We start from the raw sequence: 16,191 nt of genomic DNA on the forward strand, positions 1-16,191 counted from the left end.
GTTTGCAATGAGTATTGAAATTAAAGTACCAGATATTGGTGACGATGAAGTAGAAGTAACCGAAATATTAGTAAGCGTTGGCGACAAAGTAGATGTTGACCAATCATTATTAAATGTTGAAGGCGACAAAGCATCAATGGAAATACCTGCTTCGCAAGCGGGTACAGTTAAAGAAATTAAAGTAAACGTTGGCGACACCGTTACAACTGGCTCTTTAGTATTTTTGTTTGAAGGCGAGAGTGAAAGCACTGGTGAAGAAAAAGCATCAGCCGCTGCTCCAGCTAAATCTGAAGAGGCAGCACCTGCTGCTTCTACAGGTTCTTCAACTAAAGAAGTAACCGTACCAGATATTGGCGATGATGAAGTTGAAGTAACTGAAATCATGGTTGCTGTTGGCGACACCGTTTCAGAAGAGCAATCTATCTTAAACGTGGAAGGCGACAAGGCAGCAATGGAAGTTCCAGCTCCATTTGCCGGTATAGTTAAAGAAATTAAAGTCGCCGCTGGCGATACAGTTAAAACAGGCTCATTAGTGTTTGTCTTTGAAGTAGCAGGAAGTGAATCTGCAGCACCGGCTAAAGAGTCGGCTCCTGTAGAAGCGCCAGCAGCTAGCTCAACAGCAAACGCAGCACCAAGTACTAAAGAAGTTAATGTACCTGATATTGGTGGCGATGAAGTTGAAGTAACTGAAATTATGGTTGCAGTTGGCGATACGGTTGAAGAAGATCAATCAATCTTAAACGTTGAAGGCGACAAAGCTGCAATGGAAGTACCAGCTCCATTTGCAGGTACAGTTAAAGAAATTAAAGTAGCCGCTGGCGATAAAGTATCGACTGGCTCATTAATTTTTGTATTTGAAGTTGCAGGCAGCGCGCCAGTAGCAGCACCTGCACCAGCTGAAAAATCAGCACCTGCAGCTGCGGCTAAAACTGAGTCGGCACCGGCTCAAGCAGCACCTGCAAAAGCAAGTAATGAAAGCTTCACAGAAAACAGCGCGTATGCTCATGCATCACCTGTTGTTCGCCGTTTAGCGCGTGAGTTTGGTATTAACCTAGCTAATGTTAAAGGCACTGGTCGCAAAGCCCGTATAGTTAAAGAAGACGTGCAAAACTACGTTAAAAACTTAGTTAAGCAAGTTGAGTCTGGTCAATTGTCAGCAGGTAGTAGCGCTGGTGGTAGCGAGCTTGGTCTTATTCCATGGCCTAAAGTTGATTTTGCTAAGTTTGGCGAAATTGAAGAGCAAAAGCTGTCTCGTATTCAAAAGCTATCAGGCAAAAACTTACACCGTAACTGGGTGCAAATCCCACATGTTACACAGTTTGACGAAGCAGATATCACAAGCCTTGAAGTATTCCGTAAAGAGCAAAATGTGCTTAGCGAGAAGAAAAAGCTGGGTGTTAAAATTACGCCGCTTGTGTTTGTAATGAAAGCAGCTGCAAAAGCACTTGCTGAATTTCCAAAATTCAACTCATCGCTTTCTGAGGACGGCGAAAGCTTAATCCTTAAAAAGTACATTAACATTGGTGTTGCAGTTGATACGCCAAACGGTTTAGTTGTACCAGTGTTTAAAGATGTTGATAAAAAAGGCATTATTGAACTATCACGCGAATTAATGGAAGTATCTGTTAAAGCACGTGACGGGAAGCTTACATCGTCTGATATGCAAGGTGGTTGTTTTACTATTTCTAGCCTTGGCGGTATTGGCGGTACGGCATTTACGCCGATTGTTAATGCACCAGAAGTGGCTATTTTAGGTGTGTCTAAATCTGAAATGAAACCTAAATGGAATGGCAAAGAGTTTGAACCAAAACTAATGGTTCCGCTGTCTATGTCATACGACCATAGGGTTATTGACGGAGCCTTAGCTGCACGCTTTACTGTGACTCTTGCAAGTTACATGAGCGATATTCGCCAATTGGTGATGTAATCGCTGGACAATGAATAGAATCAAATCCCAGCCAGTTGTTTTTAGCTGGGATTTTTACCATTTGCAATGATACAATCTTTGCACAAATTTGTGATCTGCTCTCACTTTCTGCCTTGCAGAAACATGGCAGTTAAACTTTAGGGCAGTGTCCCGTTCAAACAATTAAGGTAATAGCATGAGCAACGAATTAAAAACTCAAGTTGTTGTACTAGGCGGTGGTCCTGGTGGTTACTCTGCGGCATTCCGCGCTGCTGACTTGGGCTTAGAAGTTACATTGGTAGAATCTCGTGAAACATTAGGCGGCGTATGTCTTAATGTTGGTTGTATTCCTTCAAAAGCACTTTTACACGTAGCTAAAGTGATTGATGATGCAGCTGAAATGTCATCTCATGGTGTTACTTTTGGCGCACCAAAGATCGATCTTGACCAAGTTCGTACTTGGAAAGATTCTGTAGTTGGCCAGTTAACTGGTGGACTAGAGGGCATGGCTAAAATGCGTAAAGTGAAAGTTGTATCTGGTTACGGCAAATTCACTGGCAGCAATACTTTAGTAGTTGAAGGCGAGAAAGACTCTACAACTATCACGTTTGATAACGCGATTATTGCAGCAGGTTCTAAACCAGTTAATTTACCTTTCATCCCACAAGATGACCGTGTAATTGATTCAACTGGCGCGCTAGAGCTTAAAGATGTACCAGAAAAACTACTTGTACTTGGTGGTGGTATTATCGGTCTTGAAATGGGTACGGTTTACCGTGCACTAGGTTCTGCAATTGATGTTGTAGAATTTGCTGACCAATTAGTTCCAGCAGCTGATAAAGACATTATCAAAATTTACCAAAAATACGTAAGCAAAAAATTCAACGTAATGCTTTCAACTAAAGTTGTTGGTGTTGAAGCTAAAAAAGATGGCTTATACGTAACGTTTGAAGGTAAAAACGCACCAGCAGAACCTGTACGTTACGACAAAGTGCTTGTTGCAGTTGGCCGTACTCCAAACGGTAACTTACTTGATGCTGAAAAAGCGGGCGTAAACGTTGATGAGCGTGGCTTTATTAATGTTGATAAGCAATTACGTACTAACGTAAGTCATATTTTTGCAATTGGTGACTTAGTTGGCCAGCCTATGCTTGCGCATAAAGCGGTTCATGAAGGTCATGTTGCTGCAGAAGTTATTTCTGGTCAGAAGCATTTCTTCGACCCTAAATGTATTCCTTCGATTGCGTATACTGACCCAGAAATCGCTTGGGTAGGTGTTACTGAGAAAGAAGCAAAAGAGCAAGGCCTAAAAATTGAAACTGCGGTATTCCCGTGGGCAGCTTCTGGTCGTGCTATTGCATCATCTCGTACTGAAGGTTCTACTAAACTTATTTTTGATAAAGAAAGTGGCCGTATAATCGGTGGTGCTATGATCGGTATTAACGCGGGCGAAATGCTTGGCGAAATCGGTTTAGGTATTGAAATGGGTGCTGATGGTGAAGACTTAGCGCTTACTATTCATGCTCACCCTACATTGAATGAATCAATCGGCCTTGCAGCTGAAATTTTTGAAGGTTCGATCACTGACTTACCAAACAAAAAAGCAGTTAAAAAGAAGTAATTTAACTTTTTAGCATTTGTTTGAAAAACCCAACTTCGGTTGGGTTTTTTTATGCCTGGTTTTTAATTTAAGAGATGTTGAATTAATTCAATGATACCAATCTGCTTATATATGGGGTCTATTTAACGTTAAGAAAATTACGCTAGAACTAGGCAAAAGTTTTTGTATCTAGTTGTTCTAAATAAAAAATTTTTAACGAAGTTATAGTGCAATTTAATTCGTTAAATTGATCAAAGATTTATGCAGGTTGGTATGGCTATAAATATAAGATTAAATAGCGATAAGTCGTTACAATGCGCGCTTAATTAATTGAAGGTAAATACAGTGAAAAACTCAGTTTTAGCATTACGCGCTCAACAAATAAGTGAATCCCGTCGAGAGTTTAATGCTCGAGGCGGTAAATTAGATCGCTGTGAGCAATGCTTAATAGCTAAGCACTACTGTATTTGTAAAGGTGTTGAGCATGCAGATTGTAAAGCAGCTGTGTGCTTATTAATGTATCACAATGAAAGTTTTAAACCTTCTAATACTGGGCGCTTAATTGCTGAAATAGTGCCAGATAACCACGCCTTTAGGTGGGACAGAACAGACCCTAATCCAGCGCTTTTGGCTTTAATAAATGATTCACAATATCAGCCAATGGTAGTATTCCCTGCTGAAGATGTAGAAGAGGGCAGGGCCATTACCGAAATAAGTATTGAAGAGGGTAAAAAACCGCTATTTATATTTTTAGATGGTACCTGGCGTGAAGCTAAAAAAATGATTCGCAAAAGCCCATACTTAGATAACTTGCCTGTACTTTCTGTTACTGCTGATAAACTATCTGATTACCGATTACGTGTTGCCCCTCATGCGCATCAACTAGGCACTGCTGAAGTGGCTATTATGGTGCTAGCGCTTGCGGGAGAAATGGATGCATCTTCTAAATTAGAACAGCATTTTATTAAGTTTCGTGATGCGTATTTGCTTGGTAAGCGCAATAAAGGCCGACCGCTAGAAGAGTAGTTTTACGCAGTTAAGCGAAAGCTTGCTGCTCTTTTAAGTGAGCAAGTGCTTTATTTTGAATTGCTCTGAAGCCTTCTTCAGATGTTAATTGTAAAACCGTATTATATAATTGGCTTACGCTATTGTGAGCCTGAATAAACGAGGTGCAGTCCTCACCAATCATATCCTTAGCCTCTTCGACTCGCTTTAAAAAGTAACAGCTAATATCGGTTTTTCCCTTAAAGTGAGTAGTCGCAATAGCGTTTGCTATTCTATTAAGCTGATAACTAAATTCATCAGGTCGAGAACCCTCACCCCATTTACTAATAGAAATATCGCTTTCTAACTGGATAATTACGTTAAGTATGTTTTTAAACTCACTCATTGGCATATTTAAAAAGTTATAACCTTTGGGGCTAAATAAAGCTTTATACGGATTTTTGTTGGGAGTTTGGGCACTAAAAACACCAATTGGTTTTGCTGTACTTGCGTCTGATACTTTACATAAAAAGGTATTGCTTTGCGGCATTTTAAAATTCATATCCATTGAGTATTTATGATCCTTGCGTTACTTAGTTATCGGCGCAATTAATGAAAAACTTAGCGAAATTTAAAATATTAATAAAGTATTTGAAGGTATTAATATTGATTAGCTGGGATGCAGTATTACCCTGCAAAAGTTAGTGGTAGTTGCTTAGAGCTTTACTAAACCCAAATTTTAGGCAAAGAAAAGCGCGCTCTATCTCTAGGCGCGCTTGCGGAATCTTCTAATTTTCTGCATCCTGCAATTGAACTTAATCAACTCCAATTTTTACTAATCCATGTTTATTACTATATTACTTTTTAGTTCTATGTAATGTAGACCATCCGGGCCTGTATCCTTAAATTCCTAAACATCCTGTAGGGTAAATACTATTACCAAATCCCTAATTACACTTCCTAGTGTATCCCTATTTTAACCAATCCATTGTGTTGCCTTAAAGGCCTGTCCATTTATTCCCTCAACATCCTGTTAAACAACTTAGCCGTGTTGTTATCCTTTTCGCATCTTCCTGACGCTGTCCTTTTTACAACATTGCGTTGTGATACTCATCCTGAGCCTGTCCTAAAATCCGTGTTGTCCTGGTAACCTAATCATTGGTTGGTTGAGTAAGCAGTCCATTTCCTTTTACTCAATAAGCGTCATTGCTTGGTTGATGCGTAAATTATAGTGCAATAGAGCAACTAAAATAGGGATAAAACTACATTCAATTAGTATTTACGCAATAGTAATAATGTGAAAAATCAATTAATACAAGTGCTTAGGTTGTTTTTGTGTGTTTTTTATCTTGATTTTTACTCATTAGCTGTCACATCCGTGAGACATCTCTTACACTGCATTTCCTTTTTGGGCGTTATTTACATATTTACATTTATTTAAAGTGTGCACTTTTTGAATGAGCGCGGTAGAATTCGATGATAATAACAATTATTTAGGTGAAATAATGAAGACAGTATTTACACTTGTTTTAGGATTAGCAGCATCGGCACCAGCCTTTGCAAGTGACGTTGTTAATATATATTCTTTTCGTCAGCCGTTTTTGATTCAGCCAATTTTAGACGATTTTACAAAACAAACGGGAATAAAAACCAATGTTGTTTTTGCTAAAAAAGGGTTAATTGAGCGTGTTAAACGTGAAGGTAAACATAGTAAAGCCGATTTAGTATTAACCTCTAATTTTAGTGCGCTTATTCAATTAGAAGATTTAAAATTAACACAAACTATAAAAAGTGACAGTGTAAATAATAACGTGCCTGCAGCTTTTCGTGACGGTGATGGCCAATGGGTCGCGCTTACTAAGCGAGTGCGTAATGTCTATTCATCAAAAGAGCGAGTTGGTGAGTTACCTAAGCTCACTTATGAAGATTTAGCAGATCCTAAATACAAAGGACAAATTTGTACGCGCTCTGGCAAACATCCATATAACTTAGGTTTAGTGGCTTCTATGATTGCACACCATGGTGAAGCGCAAACCAAAGAGTGGCTTGAAGGTGTTAAGGTTAATTTAGCACGTAAACCTCAAGGTAACGATCGTGCTCAAGTTAAAGCCGTTAAAGAAGGTTTATGTAACTTGGCATTAGGTAATAGTTACTACCTTGGTAAAATGCTAGAAGATAAAGAGCAAAAAGGTTGGGCAGAGGCCGTAAATATTAACTTTCCGAATCAAACTAATCGTGGCTCACACATAAATGTTTCGGGTGCGGTTATTACCAAATATGCTAAAAACCCTGAAAATGCATTAAAGCTCATAGAGTATATGACCGACAGCAAAGCACAAAACATGTATGCCTCATTAAATATGGAGTATCCAGTTAAGTCGGGTGTTGAACTATCAAGTTTGGTTGCCTCTTGGGGGAGTTTTAAAGAAGACAGCTTGCCACTTGATGAGATTAGTAAATATCGTCCGTTAGCGCTTAAGCTAATTGATGAGGTGAAGTTCGATCTTTAATGACTAATAAATTTAAGCTGTCTAAATGGCAGCTCTTTGCGTGGTCGACTGGCTTAATTCTATCGGCCCCGTTGTTTTTTCTTCTTTTTGAATCTCTACAAGGTAGCTCTGAGGTGTTTTCCCACCTGTGGGATACCGTGCTTTGGGATTACATAACCAATACCGTATTGCTTGTTTTAGGTGTTTGCGTCCTTAGCTGCGCCATAGCTTTGCCACTTGGATGGCTAACGGCTTACTGTAGTTTCCCGGGTAAAAAACAGTTTGAATGGGCACTTATGCTGCCCCTTGCTATGCCCACCTATATTATTGCCTATGTATACACTGATTTATTAGATTATGCGGGCCCGGTGCAAATAGCGCTGAGAGAATGGTTTGGCTGGCAAACGCCTAATGACTATTGGTTTTTTGATATACGTACATTACCCGGCGCCATAGTTATGATTGCCTTGGTGCTTTATCCGTATTTATTTTTGATTTTTAAAACAGCTCTTCGCGAGCAGTCATTCAAATTAGTACAAGCTAGCCAGTTAATGGGGTTATCTCCTTGGCAAAGTTTCTTTAAAGTAAGCTTAGTGCTCTCTCGTGGGGCTATTGTCGCGGCTCTTGCGCTTATAAGTATGGAAACCATGGCTGACTTTGCAACAGTGAGTTATTTTGCCGTAAGTACATTAACAACTGCCGTATACGATACGTGGTTTGGTTATTACTCACTTACAGCGGCAGCTAAAATATCGGGTGTGATGTTATTACTGTTATTTTTAGCATTAATGGCAGAGCGCTTTAGTCGTCGTAACCAAGCGGTATTTGAGCGCCAATCAAGTGTAAATAGCGAATCTCTCTATGTATTAAAAGGAAAGTCAGCTTGGCTCGCAACGGCATTTTGCAGCTTTATTTTACTTATCGCGTTTGTGATCCCTATTGCAGTACTTATAAATTACGCCATTACCTACTTTGATAAAGCATGGAATGTAGAGTTTTTTAGTTACGCTTGGCAAAGTTTAAAAGTGGCTGGGGTTGTGAGCCTAATAACGATTACGTTGAGTATTTTTGTCGTTTTTTATCAGCGTGTGGCAAAGCAAACGTATCCGCTTATTCCCGGGCGTTTAGCAAGCACAGGCTATGCGTTGCCTGGCACAGTACTCGCTATTGCGGTCTTGTTACCGCTTACATTGTTAGAGAACACCATCAACAAAGCGCTCGAGCCGTATAATTTAGATATTGGCTTACTGCTTACAGGTAGCATTCTTACTATTATTATTGCTTATATTGTTAGGTTTTACGCCATTGCACACGGAGCAATTGAGTCGAGTTTTTTACGTATTAGCCCATCACTTGATATGGCAAGCCAATCAATGGGTAAAAGCCAAGGACAAACACTGCGTTTAGTGCACCTACCTTTACTGCGAAGAGGATTGCTTACTGCTGCGTTATTGGTATTTATTGAGTGCATGAAAGAACTGCCGGCTGCGCTATTGCTCAGGCCGTTTAATTTTGAAAGCTTAGCTACTCATGTATTTCAGTATGTGAGTGACGAGCAATTAGAACTTGCTTCAATATCGGCATTATTTATTGTTATTGTTGGGTTTATTCCTTTGTATTTTATTAATCGTTCTATGGAGCAGCGTAGTTAAATGAGTAGTTTAATTTTACAAGGCGTGAGCTATCACTATAACGGCACAAAGGTTATTCACGATTTAGATTTAACGGTGGGTAAAGATGAAATTGTTTGTCTACTCGGAGCGAGTGGGTGCGGTAAAACGACCACGTTAAAAGCGATTGCAGGTTTAATTGAAGCTAAGCAAGGGTCTATTTTTATAGACGGTAAATTAGTGAGTGATGAGCAATCGTTTGTCTCGCCTGAGCACCGTAACATCGGCATGATGTTTCAAGACTATGCGTTGTTTCCGCATTTAACGGTAGCAAATAATATCGCATTTGGGCTTAGTAAAATGAGTAAAGCTCAAAAGCAGCAACGCGTTGATGAAATGCTTAAGCTGGTACATTTAATTGGCTGTGCCAACAGGTTCCCGCATCAGTTATCGGGTGGCCAACAGCAGCGTGTAGCTATTGCTCGTGCATTAGCTTATAAGCCTAGTTTATTGCTACTTGATGAGCCCTTTTCAAATATCGACACACAAGTACGCTTTGAATTAATTGCCGATATACGTCGAATTATTAAGGCAACCCAAGTATCTGCTGTGTTTGTTACACATTCAAAAGAAGAGGCGTTTGCCTTTTCAGATACACTTGCCATTATGCATCGCGGTAAAATTGAGCAACAAGGCACGCCTGAGCAGCTTTTTGCAGCTCCATGTTCAAAGGAGGTTGCAGAGTTTCTGGGTCAAGGCATATACTTGAGCGCAGAAGTATTAACAGCAACTGAATATAAAACACCATTTGGTTTAGTCGAATCTTATATTGAGAGTAAGCATGACGTAAGCGTAGGGCTTATATATGTGCGCCCTCATCAAATAGAATTAGTGGCAGATAACCAAAGTGACAAACTCAGCAAGCGAGCTACAATCATAAGTCGTCGATTTATTGGTTCGGCGTATGTTTATTCGGTTGTTATTGATAAACAAGAAATTGAAGTTGCTGCACAATATGGCCAGTCATTTGAAAATAATGAACAGGTTATAATAAAAATAAAACCTCACACGGTGAATTTTTTCGAATCGTAATTAATTTGTTATTCGCTGTGTTTTTATCTGTAAAACTAAGGAATAACAATGGCGCAAGCGCAATCAGGGATTTGTGCTGAAGCAAACTTACACGGTTTGCACTTATTTTTTAATGTGTTTGATGGTCAAGATGAATCACTTCGCGCAAAGTTAAAACAAGTAAGCGCTATTGAAGAAGAATTTAGCGATCAGTTCTCAGAATCAATGCTCTCTTGTATGGTTGCTATTGGTGCGCAATATTGGCCGCATATCCTCCCTGAATACATCCCAAGCGAATTACAGAGCTTTCCTAATATAAACCATAGCGATCATCAAATGAGCGTACAACCGTGCGATTTATTTGTGCAAATTCGCTCTGACCGTGAAGACGTTAATCATTTGTTTGCGCTGCAAATTTTAAAACTATTTGCCCCCGATGTTGAGCTGGTGGAGCAAATTCGTAATTTTCGCTTTTTAGATGGTCGTGATTTTAATGGTTTTATTTATGGTGGCGACACCGCACATGGAAGAAAAAAGCGCGCTACGGCTTTAATTAGTAACCCTGGCAATTTTGAAGATCAGGGGAGTTATATTCATGTACAGCGTTATAAGCATGATTTAACTATGTGGCAGCACTTATCATTGAGCGAGCAAGAACAAATAATGGGACGTACGCGCCTTGATAACACGTTAATTACCCCTGCGATTGAAACCAGCCATGCTTCACGTAGCGAACTAAAAGACGAAGAAGGCCAACCGCTATTATTAAATCAGAGCATGCCTTATGGCGATGTGTATGAGCAGGGAATGTTATCAATTACATGCGCTTGTACGGGCACCGCATTTGAAAAAGTACTTAATAGTCGTTTAGGGGAAGGGGATTGTTACGACCACTGGCTTGATTTTACTCAAGCCGATATGGGTTCTGCTTTCTTTGCGCCTTCAGTCGGGTTTTTAAAACAAATTTAGTTTGCTATTAAACCGTATCAAATAAAATGCGAACACGTTCAAGTGTTACATCTATTTCAGATATTTTAGCAGGAGCGATAAAAATAGTATCGTCGCCTGCAATTGTTCCTAGTACGCCATCTGCTTTACCTAATGAATCTAATAAACGAGCAATAAGCTGAGCGGCGCCTGGACTGGTACGAATAATGATCATCATTTCGTTGTGCATAATGTCGATTACTAATTGGCGTAATGGGCTTTTAGCCGTAGGTACACCCATTTCAGCAGGTAAGCAGTAAACCATTTCTTGTTTGGCGTTACGTGTGCGTACAGCACCAAATTTACTTAGCATGCGCGATACTTTACTTTGGCTTATATTGTCAAAGCCTTGATCTTTTAATGCATCAACTATTTCGCCTTGAGAGCCAAAATTTTCTTCTTTTAATAGTGATTTAAATGCTTTTATCAGTGCTTCTTGTTTATCTTGTGGTTGCATAGTCTTTATTCGTTTTTGTTATTTATGCCGCAAATTCTACACAAAAATGAATAATTATGCAGCAGTTGTTTAGTTAACTTGCCAGTTTGATGCGTTAAATCACAAAAGTTTACGACTATGGTCGAAAATATACTTGAAATAGACAGGATAAATTTGTTTTTAGTCGCTAATTTCATTATCTTAAGAGCCACAAATGTTTCCTACCTCAAATTACGGAGAATTCCAATGAAAGTTGCTGTATTAGGTGCTGCAGGCGGTATCGGCCAAGCGTTGTCTTTATTATTAAAAACAGGCTTACCAGCTGGCTCTGAATTATCACTTTATGATGTTGCACCAGTAGTGCCAGGTGTTGCGGTTGACCTTTCTCACATCCCAACAGATGTTAAAGTAGCAGGCTTTGGCGCAGACGAATTAAACAAAGCGCTTGAAGGCTCTGACATCGTTCTTATCCCAGCGGGTATGCCACGTAAACCAGGTATGGATCGTGCTGATTTATTTAATGTAAATGCTGGTATCATCAAAACTTTAGCAGAAGGCATTGTTGCTAGCTGTCCTAAAGCGTTAGTAGGTATTATTACTAACCCAGTAAATGGCACAGTTCCAATCGTTGCTGAAGTATTCAAAAAAGCAGGTACTTACGACGCTAAACGCGTATTCGGTATTACTACGCTTGACGTTATTCGTTCAGAAGCATTTGTTGCTGAACTTAAAGGCGTAGACGTAGCAACTGTGAAAGTACCAGTAATTGGTGGTCACTCAGGCACAACTATTCTTCCTCTACTTTCTCAAGTTGAAGGTGTTTCTTTCACTGATGAAGAAGTTGCTGCACTTACTCCACGTATCCAAAATGCGGGTACTGAAGTTGTAAATGCTAAAGCAGGCGGTGGTTCAGCTACGCTATCTATGGGTGCTGCTGCAGCTCGTTTTTGTATGTCTTTAGTTAAAGGCCTACAGGGTGAAGAAGTTGTAGATTACGCTTACGTTGCTGTTGAAAATGGCGATGCAGAGTACTTTGCACATCCAGTACGTTTAGGTAAAAACGGCGTAGAAGAAATTCTTTCTTACGGCGAACTAAGCGCATTTGAAACAAAAGCAAAAAATGACATGCTTGAAACACTGAAAAAAGACATCAAAGAAGGTGTTGATTTCATGGCGTAATAGCCAAAGTAGAATAACAAAAAAGCCTGCATTTGCAGGCTTTTTTATTGCTCAGAATTAATTTCACACTGTGTAACTAGTTAAAACTAGTGGTCGCGGTCAACCGCAATACGAGCAAGGCTTATGAGTGCTTGCTTATAGTCAGACTCAGCTAAAAAGTCTAAACACGCAATAGCTTTGTCAGCTTCAAGCTCTGCTTTTTGCATTGTAAATTCAAGCGCATTAGTTTGCTTTAGTGCCGATAGAATGTCTTCTAAATGCTCCATACCATTACTGTGCTCTATCGCATCACGAATAAGCTGCGTTTGCTGCTCGCTACCATGTTGCATAGCATAAATAAGTGGAAGCGTTGGTTTGCCTTCAGCTAAATCATCACCAATGTTTTTACCCAACTGCTCAGCATCTGCATTGTAATCGAGTACATCATCTACTAGCTGAAACGCAGTACCTAAATGCATACCATATAGGTTTAGTGCATCGAGAGTAGTTTGGTCTTGCTCAGTAATAATGGCAGCAAGGCCTGTCGCTGCTTCAAACAACTTAGCTGTTTTAGAGTAAATAACCTGCATATAACTGGCTTCGGTCGTATCTGGGTCGTTGCAGTTCATTAACTGCAATACTTCACCTTCAGCAATAATGTTTGTTGCATCGGCAAGTACTTGCATAACCTGCATTTTTCCAAGGCCAACCATAAGCTGAAATGAACGAGTGTAAATAAAGTCACCAACCAATACGCTAGCAGCATTACCAAATTCAGCATTTGCTGTAGGTGTGCCACGTCGTAAGTTTGATTCATCTACAACATCGTCATGCAATAGCGTTGCTGTATGAATAAACTCAACAATTGTTGCAAGTGTTATGTGATCTTTACCCTGATAACCGAGCGCTTTGGCTGCTAAAATCGCGAGCATTGGACGAACGCGTTTGCCGCCACTGCTAACTATATATAAACCAAGCTGATTAACTAACGCCACATCTGAGCGCATTTGCGCATGTATAAGTTGATTGACGTCATTCATATCGCTTTCGATTAACGCCTGGATAGCTTTTATATCCATTGATCTCCGAGCCAATTTTTATGTGTGAACGGCGCAGATTGTACAACAAAAAATGCACTAGCTCGATATTTTGTGACGATTGATTGAAAAAACACTATTAAAGTACTTAATTTAGACTGAATTAGCCAAGATAACTGATTAATTGATAATCAATATACAGTTTATGGTGTGCTTAGATATTAAGCTGTGAGGGTCATATTTGAGTACATTAATTTATTTCGACTAAGAGTTAAAAAGCGCTTGGCAAAAGGGCTAATTAATATAAAATGGGGTAAATATTGAATTGCTCTCAAAGCAGCTACTTTTTATTCATTTTAATTACAAAATAGGCTTGCTAGTTATTTCGCGTTAGCGTAAACTTCGCGCCCTATCGAAGAATATTTTAGTTGCGCCGATTTGAGGGTGCACAGACGGAGTTAATTATGTACGCGGTTTTCCAAAGTGGTGGTAAACAGCATCGTGTGACTGAAGGTCAAACGATTCGTCTTGAAAAATTAGACGTTGAAACTGGTGCGGCAGTAGAATTTGATTCAGTACTTTTAGTTGCTGATGGTGAGAAAATCGAGATCGGTGTACCGTTCGTAAACGGTGGCAAGATAACAGCTGAGGTTGTTTCACATGGTCGCGGTGAGAAGATTAAGGTTGTTAAATTTAGACGCCGTAAGCATTCTCGTAAGCAAATGGGCCATCGTCAATGGTTCACTGAAGTTAAAATCACTAGCATTAGCGCTTAATTAGAGGTACTTAGAAATGGCACATAAAAAAGCAGCTGGTAGTACTCGTAACGGTCGCGATTCAGAAAGCAAACGCCTAGGTGTTAAGCGTTTTGGTGGCGAATCAGTTCTAGCGGGTAGCATCATTGTTCGTCAGCGTGGAACTCGTTTCCACCCTGGTACTAACGTAGGTATCGGTAAAGACCACACTATCTTCGCAAAAGCAGATGGTAAAGTTCAGTTTGAACAAAAAGGTCCTTTAAACCGTAAATACGTAACTATCGTAACTGAGTAATCAGTAAGGTAGTTAAAAACCCCGCCTTTGCGGGGTTTTTTGTTTTGTAGTCAGTCAAAATATATACCCAAGCCTGCATTTGTGTTGGCTTGGGTATATAATAGAGTTATTAAACAAGCCAATCCCTAAAGTGAGTAATCATGAAGTTTGTAGATGAAGTAGAAATTCGCGCAGAAGCTGGAGACGGTGGCAGCGGCATCGTGTCTTTCCGTCGTGAAAAATATGTTCCAGATGGTGGACCAGACGGCGGTGACGGTGGAGACGGTGGTAGTGTTTATCTACAAGCTGATGAAAACTTAAATACCCTAATTGATTATCAGTTTGAGCGCTTTCATAGAGCTGAACGTGGTACTAACGGTCGTAGCCGTAACTGTACAGGCCGAAAAGCCGATGACTTATTTGTTATGGTGCCTGTAGGCACGCGCATCATGGATGTTGATACCCAAGAGGGACTTGGCGACTTAACTCAAGATGGTCAACGAATTTTGGTTGCAAAAGGTGGTTTCCACGGCTTGGGGAATGCACGTTTTAAATCAAGTACTAACCGAGCACCTCGTCAAAAAACATTGGGCACACCCGGTGAAGTACGTAACTTAAAGTTAGAGTTACTATTATTAGCTGATGTAGGCTTACTAGGATTACCAAATGCAGGTAAATCTACGTTTATCCGCAGTGTATCTGCAGCAAGACCAAAAGTAGCTGATTACCCATTCACGACGCTTATTCCTAATTTAGGTGTGGTACGTCCAGAAGCAAATAAATCATTTGTTATAGCCGATATTCCGGGTCTAATTGAAGGTGCATCTGATGGTGCAGGCCTAGGTATTCGCTTCTTGAAGCATTTAGAGCGTTGTCGTGTGTTATTGCACATTATTGATGTAATGCCGGTAGATGGTTCAAACCCTGTTGATAATGCATTCTCGATTATTAACGAGCTACACCAATACAGTCCTAAATTAGCAGAAAAGCCGCGCTGGTTAGTGTTTAATAAAATAGATTTATTACCAGAAGATGAAGCAAAAGCGCTATGCGAAGCGATTGCAGAAGAGCTGGGCGAAACTGAAAATATTTATCACATTTCAGCAATTAATAAACTTAATACTCAACCTTTAATCCACAACATAATGACATTACTTGATAGCATGCCTAAAGAGAAGTTTGTACAAGTTGAAGATGAAGAAGTTGAATTCAAGTGGGATACCTATCATGAAAAAGCCACTAAAGGTAAAGGCAATGATGATGATTGGGACGACTGGGATGAAGACGATTACGACGTAGAAGTTGTCTACGAGCGTTAATTAAATAGAATTTATTAAAAAGGAGCTTATGCTCCTTTTTCTTTGTTTAAGAATAAAGTACTAGGTGTTTATTATGATAATTTCAATGATTGCAGCAATGGCAAATAACCGTGTAATTGGCCTAGATAATAAAATGCCATGGCATTTACCTGCGGATCTTCAGCATTTTAAAAAAATAACTACGGGTAAACCTGTGATCATGGGTCGTAAAACTTTTGAGTCAATAGGCCGTCCTTTACCTGGGCGTCGTAATATTATTATTACTCGAAACAGCGAATATACTGCACAGGGTATTGAAGTGGTAACCACACCAGAGGCCGCACTAGAACTGGTTTGTGCTGTTGAAGAAGTAATGATTATTGGTGGCGGTAATATTTATGAGCAATTTTTACCAAAAGCAGAACGCTTGTATTTAACCTTTATTGATTTAGATATTAAAGGCGATACACAGTTTCCTGATTACAATAAAGTTGCTAATTGGGACGTGAAAGAAGAGCAAGAAAACCTCCCTGATGAAAAAAACAAATCTAGTTATAAATTCGTAACTTTGTATAAAGAACATTAA

General features: G+C 39.7%; 15 protein-coding genes. 12 read left to right on the top strand and 3 right to left on the bottom strand.

What is annotated here, in order from left to right; all coding sequences use genetic code 11:
• Positions 1-7 precede the first annotated feature (7 nt).
• From aceF to I6F47_RS08990, 3 genes are all read left to right on the top strand, one after another.
• Positions 8-1,927 (top strand): pyruvate dehydrogenase complex dihydrolipoyllysine-residue acetyltransferase, encoded by a 1,920-nt coding sequence (gene aceF / locus I6F47_RS08980; RefSeq protein WP_007586126.1) that lies wholly within the window; start codon positions 8-10, stop codon positions 1,925-1,927.
• A gap of 175 nt (positions 1,928-2,102) precedes the next feature.
• Positions 2,103-3,527 carry a dihydrolipoyl dehydrogenase gene (lpdA, locus tag I6F47_RS08985; RefSeq protein WP_007586124.1) on the top strand — a complete coding sequence of 475 codons (1,425 nt, stop codon included), beginning with the start codon at positions 2,103-2,105 and terminating at the stop codon, positions 3,525-3,527.
• Between the two features lie 324 nt (positions 3,528-3,851).
• Entirely contained in the window at positions 3,852-4,532 is a 681-nt protein-coding gene (locus I6F47_RS08990; RefSeq protein ID WP_165742233.1) for a tRNA-uridine aminocarboxypropyltransferase, read from the top strand.
• A 10-nt stretch (positions 4,533-4,542) separates the two neighbouring features.
• Here the strand turns inward: I6F47_RS08990 and I6F47_RS08995 are convergent, their stop codons facing one another.
• Positions 4,543-5,058: a hypothetical protein gene (locus I6F47_RS08995; protein WP_024608319.1), complete on the bottom strand. Its 516-nt coding sequence runs from the start codon at positions 5,056-5,058 to the stop codon at positions 4,543-4,545.
• Positions 5,059-5,995: 937 nt separating this feature from the next.
• Between I6F47_RS08995 and I6F47_RS09000 the strand changes: the two genes are divergently transcribed.
• Genes I6F47_RS09000 through I6F47_RS09015 form a run of 4 tightly spaced genes read left to right on the top strand, consistent with a single transcriptional unit; the run spans position 5,996 to position 10,629 of the window.
• A complete protein-coding gene (locus tag I6F47_RS09000; protein WP_197183715.1) occupies positions 5,996-7,000 on the top strand; it encodes a Fe(3+) ABC transporter substrate-binding protein in 1,005 nt (334 codons plus the stop codon).
• The gene (locus I6F47_RS09005; RefSeq protein ID WP_197183716.1) at positions 7,000-8,631 is read left to right on the top strand and encodes an ABC transporter permease; all 1,632 of its coding nucleotides are present in this window, start codon (positions 7,000-7,002) and stop codon (positions 8,629-8,631) included. Before I6F47_RS09000 ends, I6F47_RS09005 begins: the two co-directional genes overlap by 1 nt.
• Positions 8,632-9,681, top strand: a complete 1,050-nt coding sequence (locus I6F47_RS09010; RefSeq protein WP_169044331.1) for an ABC transporter ATP-binding protein — start codon at positions 8,632-8,634, stop codon at positions 9,679-9,681. It begins immediately after the preceding gene.
• A 48-nt stretch (positions 9,682-9,729) separates the two neighbouring features.
• A complete protein-coding gene (locus tag I6F47_RS09015) occupies positions 9,730-10,629 on the top strand; it encodes a Dyp-type peroxidase (RefSeq protein WP_101163698.1) in 900 nt (299 codons plus the stop codon).
• A 7-nt stretch (positions 10,630-10,636) separates the two neighbouring features.
• Here I6F47_RS09015 and argR read toward each other — a convergent pair whose 3' ends face one another.
• Positions 10,637-11,104 carry a transcriptional regulator ArgR gene (argR, locus tag I6F47_RS09020; RefSeq protein WP_197183717.1) on the bottom strand — a complete coding sequence of 156 codons (468 nt, stop codon included), beginning with the start codon at positions 11,102-11,104 and terminating at the stop codon, positions 10,637-10,639.
• A gap of 225 nt (positions 11,105-11,329) precedes the next feature.
• Between argR and mdh the strand changes: the two genes are divergently transcribed.
• The gene (mdh, locus tag I6F47_RS09025; RefSeq protein WP_007586102.1) at positions 11,330-12,262 is read left to right on the top strand and encodes a malate dehydrogenase; all 933 of its coding nucleotides are present in this window, start codon (positions 11,330-11,332) and stop codon (positions 12,260-12,262) included.
• 86 nt (positions 12,263-12,348) lie between these two features.
• Here mdh and ispB read toward each other — a convergent pair whose 3' ends face one another.
• Entirely contained in the window at positions 12,349-13,320 is a 972-nt protein-coding gene (gene ispB / locus I6F47_RS09030; protein ID WP_007586099.1) for an octaprenyl diphosphate synthase, read from the bottom strand.
• Between the two features lie 422 nt (positions 13,321-13,742).
• Here ispB and rplU point away from each other — a divergent pair, with 422 nt between their 5' ends.
• From rplU to folA, 4 genes are all read left to right on the top strand, one after another.
• On the top strand, positions 13,743-14,054 hold the full coding sequence (rplU, locus tag I6F47_RS09035) for a 50S ribosomal protein L21 (protein WP_002957748.1): 312 nt from the start codon (positions 13,743-13,745) through the stop codon (positions 14,052-14,054).
• Between the two features lie 16 nt (positions 14,055-14,070).
• Positions 14,071-14,328, top strand: a complete 258-nt coding sequence (gene rpmA, locus I6F47_RS09040; protein ID WP_002957747.1) for a 50S ribosomal protein L27 — start codon at positions 14,071-14,073, stop codon at positions 14,326-14,328.
• Positions 14,329-14,468: 140 nt separating this feature from the next.
• Entirely contained in the window at positions 14,469-15,626 is a 1,158-nt protein-coding gene (gene cgtA / locus I6F47_RS09045) for an Obg family GTPase CgtA (RefSeq protein ID WP_007586086.1), read from the top strand.
• A 73-nt stretch (positions 15,627-15,699) separates the two neighbouring features.
• Positions 15,700-16,191, top strand: a complete 492-nt coding sequence (gene folA / locus I6F47_RS09050) for a type 3 dihydrofolate reductase (RefSeq protein ID WP_024590638.1) — start codon at positions 15,700-15,702, stop codon at positions 16,189-16,191.

It is taken from the genome of Pseudoalteromonas sp. NZS37, from assembly GCF_015864265.1.
Taxonomy (GTDB): Bacteria; Pseudomonadota; Gammaproteobacteria; order Enterobacterales; family Alteromonadaceae; genus Pseudoalteromonas; species Pseudoalteromonas arctica.

What these genes read in the sequence shown, in the direction of transcription:
- argR (WP_197183717.1), bottom strand. Translation starts at nt 11,104, where the DNA reads ATGCAACCACAAGATAAACAAGAAGCACTGATAAAAGCATTTAAATCA.
- folA (WP_024590638.1), top strand. Translation starts at nt 15,700, where the DNA reads ATGATAATTTCAATGATTGCAGCAATGGCAAATAACCGTGTAATTGGC.
- I6F47_RS09015 (WP_101163698.1), top strand. Translation starts at nt 9,730, where the DNA reads ATGGCGCAAGCGCAATCAGGGATTTGTGCTGAAGCAAACTTACACGGT.
- aceF (WP_007586126.1), top strand. Translation starts at nt 8, where the DNA reads ATGAGTATTGAAATTAAAGTACCAGATATTGGTGACGATGAAGTAGAA.
- ispB (WP_007586099.1), bottom strand. Translation starts at nt 13,320, where the DNA reads ATGGATATAAAAGCTATCCAGGCGTTAATCGAAAGCGATATGAATGAC.
- mdh (WP_007586102.1), top strand. Translation starts at nt 11,330, where the DNA reads ATGAAAGTTGCTGTATTAGGTGCTGCAGGCGGTATCGGCCAAGCGTTG.
- I6F47_RS08995 (WP_024608319.1), bottom strand. Translation starts at nt 5,058, where the DNA reads ATGGATATGAATTTTAAAATGCCGCAAAGCAATACCTTTTTATGTAAA.
- rpmA (WP_002957747.1), top strand. Translation starts at nt 14,071, where the DNA reads ATGGCACATAAAAAAGCAGCTGGTAGTACTCGTAACGGTCGCGATTCA.
- cgtA (WP_007586086.1), top strand. Translation starts at nt 14,469, where the DNA reads ATGAAGTTTGTAGATGAAGTAGAAATTCGCGCAGAAGCTGGAGACGGT.
- lpdA (WP_007586124.1), top strand. Translation starts at nt 2,103, where the DNA reads ATGAGCAACGAATTAAAAACTCAAGTTGTTGTACTAGGCGGTGGTCCT.
- I6F47_RS09000 (WP_197183715.1), top strand. Translation starts at nt 5,996, where the DNA reads ATGAAGACAGTATTTACACTTGTTTTAGGATTAGCAGCATCGGCACCA.
- I6F47_RS09010 (WP_169044331.1), top strand. Translation starts at nt 8,632, where the DNA reads ATGAGTAGTTTAATTTTACAAGGCGTGAGCTATCACTATAACGGCACA.
- rplU (WP_002957748.1), top strand. Translation starts at nt 13,743, where the DNA reads ATGTACGCGGTTTTCCAAAGTGGTGGTAAACAGCATCGTGTGACTGAA.
- I6F47_RS09005 (WP_197183716.1), top strand. Translation starts at nt 7,000, where the DNA reads ATGACTAATAAATTTAAGCTGTCTAAATGGCAGCTCTTTGCGTGGTCG.